Below are 4,457 nucleotides of genomic sequence, written 5' to 3' on the forward strand. Positions count from 1 at the left end.
GGTAACGATAAAATGGTATTCGTAGAGGGATGCAAGAACCCCAAGGCCGTAACAATACTGGTACGTGGAGCAAGCGACATGGTAATGGATGAGATAGAAAGGAGCCTCAAGGATGCTTTAAACGTGTTGAGAAACATCATGAGGACACCGAAAATAGTGCCAGGTGGCGGTGCTGTAGAGATAGAGTTGGCCATGAAGCTCAGGGAATACGCTAGCAAAATAGGTGGTAAGGAGCAATTAGCTATAGAAGCATTTGCTTCAGCGCTTGAGGAGATACCATTAATACTTACCGAAACAAGTGGTAAGGAGCCACTCGACATATTGATGAAGCTAAGACAATTACATAGCGAGGGTAAGAAGTATGCGGGTATAAATGCTGTAACTGGCGAAATCATTGAAGACATTATTACCAACAACATCATTGAGCCTCTACTAGTTAAGGAATCCATGATAAAGACTGCAGCCGAGGCTGCCGTGACGATACTGAAGATAGACGATGTCATTGCTGCTAGCCCTGTTAAGAAAGAAAAAGAGGGCAAGAAGGAAGGCGAAGAATCAAAGATGCCGAGTTTTGATTAGGTAACCTAAAAATTTATTTTGTACACTTCCTTAACCATAAGAAATAACCTGGTTTAAAATCAACTATCATTAGTTATTGATTAAATATTGCTCAGCAATGTAAACATTATCCAGGCATCACATCAACTAGGAAACCACTACGACTGAAAACCTTGCACTTCAGGACTGGGAGGATATTCCTAGTGTATCGATCTGATAATTTTATTAGTCCTATCCTACCTACATAATATTTCTGGCTTAGTTAGTTGTTTAACAAGAGGTGGTTGGATGAGTTCCGAGGTAACCAGGATTTATGAGGAGGTTTTCTCAAAGAGGCTCACAAGGTTTGAGATAGCTAGAGTTGTTGGAGCTAGAGCCTTACAGCTCTCAATGGGGGCGCCCCCAATAATAGATGTCTCTAATCTACCGGTTAAAGACCCGGTTTACATCGCTGTGAATGAGTTAATAACCGGCTTGTTACCGATGTCTATAAGGAGGATAAATAATGGACGGGAAGAACTGGTTCCAGTCGGAAAACTACTCACCCCAAGTATTAGAAGAAGTCTTGAAACGGTTCTCGAGAGCTGGAGTATCAGCCGTAGAGTATAGGGAGTACACTGTACATGGGAAGCAAATATTGGATATCGTGCTTGATAAGCCCCTGAGTAGAGAGGTGTTTGCTGATTTATACAAGTATCTCTCCGATAATAACATCCAGCTAATACAGATAAGGGCAGTTCAGCCAGTGGTTAGGCTGATCAAGGTTGAAACCAGTTCCACCAGGTATAAGCTGGCTTTAACCATTCTCTCGATCATAATGATCGGGTTAACCGGCTACGGGTTATCCGAGTCCTTTCTAAGCCTGGAGAGACGTATTATTGCCTTACCTGAGTTATTATTCAACACTATAATATACACTTCCTTATTCATCGTGGTATTATTGATCCATGAATTTGGACACATATATGTCAGCAGGAAATCAGGTTTCAAAATAGAGGGCCCCATACTTATTCCAGCCCCTCCGATACAGCTAGGATTCCTTGGAACATTTGGTGCAGTGATATTTATGAAGATGCTTCCACCGTCTAGAAGAGACCTCGCTAAACTAGGTATCTCAGGGCCCCTAATGGGGTTCATCGCGGCGACAATAGTTGGACTCATAGGGCTATACTTATCACCAGTTATCCCGGTTAGCAAAGCTATTGAAATGGTTGAGAGCGGCGGGCTATCTTATACGCCTATCTCAAGTATGCTTCTCCAAGTATTACTCATGATGCGGAGCAGTAGTGATATGGTTGTGATCATGCATCCACTACTCTTTATAGCATACGTAATGTACCTCATCACATTCCTGAATCTACTTCCAATAGGACAGTTAGATGGTGGCCATGTTGTAAGATCCTTTACCAGTGGAGAGCATCATACAAGGATTGGGCTGGCAACCATATTATCAATATTCATGATCAGTGTACTGCTGCTTCTCCAAGGCAACGAGGCCTACATGTTCTACCTAGGCCTCGGGATCGTAATGATATTGATATACATGTTTGTAGCCAGGGGACAGCATCCAGGCTGGGCCAACCAGTATGATGACTCAAAGTGCCCTCTATGCCTGATATTATATGTAATGCTACTGATCCTAACCATGCCTCTACCGGCCTAACAATGCCTGTATAAGAGATAGGGGAGAGATGGTGAGCAAGAGTATAAGGATATGGGATTTAAAGGGTAGGATACTCGTTATAGCTGAGAAACCTAAGGCAGCCAAGAAAATAGCCAGTGCCCTCTCCCCTACTCATAACGCGAAAAGAATTGGCTCCATTACCATCTACGAGGTTGACTCGTATAGTTCAAGCATAATTATTGCTAGCTCGGTGGGACACCTCTACCAGCTGCACACAAGTCTAAGGGGGTACCCTGTATACAGCTATGAATGGATCCCGCTACATCTGACCGATCCAAGCAAGAAATATATAAGGGAGTACCTTGAAGTACTCGGGAAGCTTTGCCGTGGAGTAGACTACTATGTAAACGCATGTGACTACGATATAGAGGGAAGTGTCATAGGATATCTAATAATAAAGTTCAACGGCGACGAGAGAAAAGCCTTCAGAGCCAGGTTTTCTAGCTTAACAATAGAGGAGCTGAGAAAAGCCTTCAATAATTTAACCAGGCTAGACTACGAGATGATAGAGGCTGGCCTATGTAGGCATGAGTTGGACTGGATATGGGGTATTAATGTAAGCCGTGCTCTCATGAAGGCTGTCGAGGACGCTGTGGGCAAGAGGATAATCCTCAGCGCTGGCAGAGTGCAAACCCCTACACTAAAATACGTTGTAGATAAAGTAGTTGAGAGAAATCTATTCATACCACTACCCCAGTATAATATAAATATTACAGTGGAGAAGAATGGTGAAAAAATAAGGCTAGAGTATACTGGTAACCCGGTTGAAAAGGAAAGAGATGCGAGAGACATAGTGGAGAAAATAAGAGGATACAAGTATTTGATTGTAAGTAAAGTTGAGAAAAAACACCATATACTCCATCCACCACCCCCATTTAACCTCGGGGATCTACAGAAGGAGGCGGCTAGACTATACGGGTTCAGCCCAGCTGAAACCCAGTCCATAGCTGAGCAACTATACCTAGATGCTTTAATAAGCTATCCTAGGACGAACAGTCAGAAGCTTCCTCCAACACTAGACTACAGGAGGATACTGGAGAATATTTCATCGATAAAGAGTTATAGGAACCTTGTGGAAAGCCTTATATCTGAGACCAAAGGTGTGTTAACCCCCGTCGAAGGAGAGAAGGAGGATCCAGCCCATCCAGCAATCTACCCCACTGGGGTTGTCCCAGGAAGACTCACAGAGAAGCAGTGGGCTATATATGATCTCATAGTAAAAAGGTTTCTAGCAGTGTTTGCCCCACCAGCTAAAATAGTTTACTACGTAGTGAAGGCTACCACACCGTCACACGAATACGTATTCGAGACAAAGGGGCAGGTTATAGAGGAGTATGGTTGGTTGAAGTATTATAATTTCCACAACTACCATGCAGGCAAGATACCTGTATTAAAGGAGGGGGAGTTATTAAATATTGTAAAGGCCACGGCTAGCGAATCATATACGAAGCCTCCTAAAAGGCTCACAAAAACAGATCTATTAAGGTGGATGGAGAGCGTTGAGATAGGTACGGAAGCTACGAGGGCACAGATAATTGAGAAACTCTTCGAAAGAAAATACTTATACCAACACCAAAAATCCAGCGGTATAGACGTATCCGAGATAGGCTTTGGAGTTGTAGAGATCCTCGAGAAGTTCTTCCCGGATCTCCTCAGCGTCGAACTAACACGTAAGTTCGAGAAGGAGATGGACAGTATAAGGAGCGGGGTTAAGAAGAGGAGCGAGGTACTGGAGGAGGCGAGAAGAGTTCTCACCGAGCTACTCGGTAAATTTGATAGAAACAGAATTGAGGCAGGGAAACAACTGGCTTTAAGGTTGAAAATAATCCAGAACACAAGAAAGTGTCGCGTCAGCTCATGTTATCGTGAAGGAGTCGTTAATGGACTTTGCAGCCACCACGCTAACGCAGTTAAACTAGTACGTGAATACTATGGCGAGTGGAGTAGAAGGAAAGACATTACTTTCAACGAGTATATTGATAAGTTAAGGAAGTCTAAGTTGACTGGTAAATGGGTTAAGGAGGTTATAGAGTCTGAGCTAACTTAGCTTCCATGAGTATAGCATCCACATGTCCACCTGTTCTGACCGGAAAACCGTAGGGGTTCAGGTCTCATATAGGTTTATATAAGCTGGTTTCATCACTTCATCCCTGTTCCCCATGTATCCCCTTTGGGCTTGTATATGGCTTAGGGGTGTTCGCGGGCACCCTACATC

Annotated in this window: 4 protein-coding genes; all 4 read left to right on the forward strand. The window is 43.5% G+C overall.

The genetic code is table 11. The annotated features are described in order from the left end of the window. The coding region (locus ACP5N5_RS05765; protein ID WP_428133824.1) for a TCP-1/cpn60 chaperonin family protein at nt 1–579 on the forward strand (579 nt) is incomplete at its 5' end. 267 nt (nt 580–846) lie between these two features. After that, nucleotides 847–1,167 (forward strand): DNA-directed RNA polymerase subunit K, encoded by a 321-nt coding sequence (locus ACP5N5_RS05770; protein WP_276814765.1) that lies wholly within the window; start codon nt 847–849, stop codon nt 1,165–1,167. After that, nucleotides 1,124–2,221: a site-2 protease family protein gene (locus ACP5N5_RS05775; RefSeq protein WP_428133827.1), complete on the forward strand. Its 1,098-nt coding sequence runs from the start codon at nt 1,124–1,126 to the stop codon at nt 2,219–2,221. The genes ACP5N5_RS05770 and ACP5N5_RS05775 overlap by 44 nt, the downstream gene beginning before the upstream one ends. A 28-nt stretch (nt 2,222–2,249) precedes the next feature. Further along, nucleotides 2,250–4,289 carry a DNA topoisomerase I gene (locus ACP5N5_RS05780; RefSeq protein ID WP_428133831.1) on the forward strand — a complete coding sequence of 680 codons (2,040 nt, stop codon included), beginning with the start codon at nt 2,250–2,252 and terminating at the stop codon, nt 4,287–4,289. The last annotated feature ends 168 nt before the right edge of the window (nt 4,290–4,457 follow it).

The organism is Desulfurococcus sp. (assembly GCF_049970475.1).
GTDB lineage: Archaea > Thermoproteota > Thermoprotei_A > Sulfolobales > Desulfurococcaceae > Desulfurococcus > Desulfurococcus amylolyticus.

Coding starts and splice junctions, on each gene's coding strand:
- ACP5N5_RS05770 (WP_276814765.1), top strand. CDS start 847: ATGAGTTCCGAGGTAACCAGGATTTATGAGGAGGTTTTCTCAAAGAGG.
- ACP5N5_RS05780 (WP_428133831.1), top strand. CDS start 2,250: ATGGTGAGCAAGAGTATAAGGATATGGGATTTAAAGGGTAGGATACTC.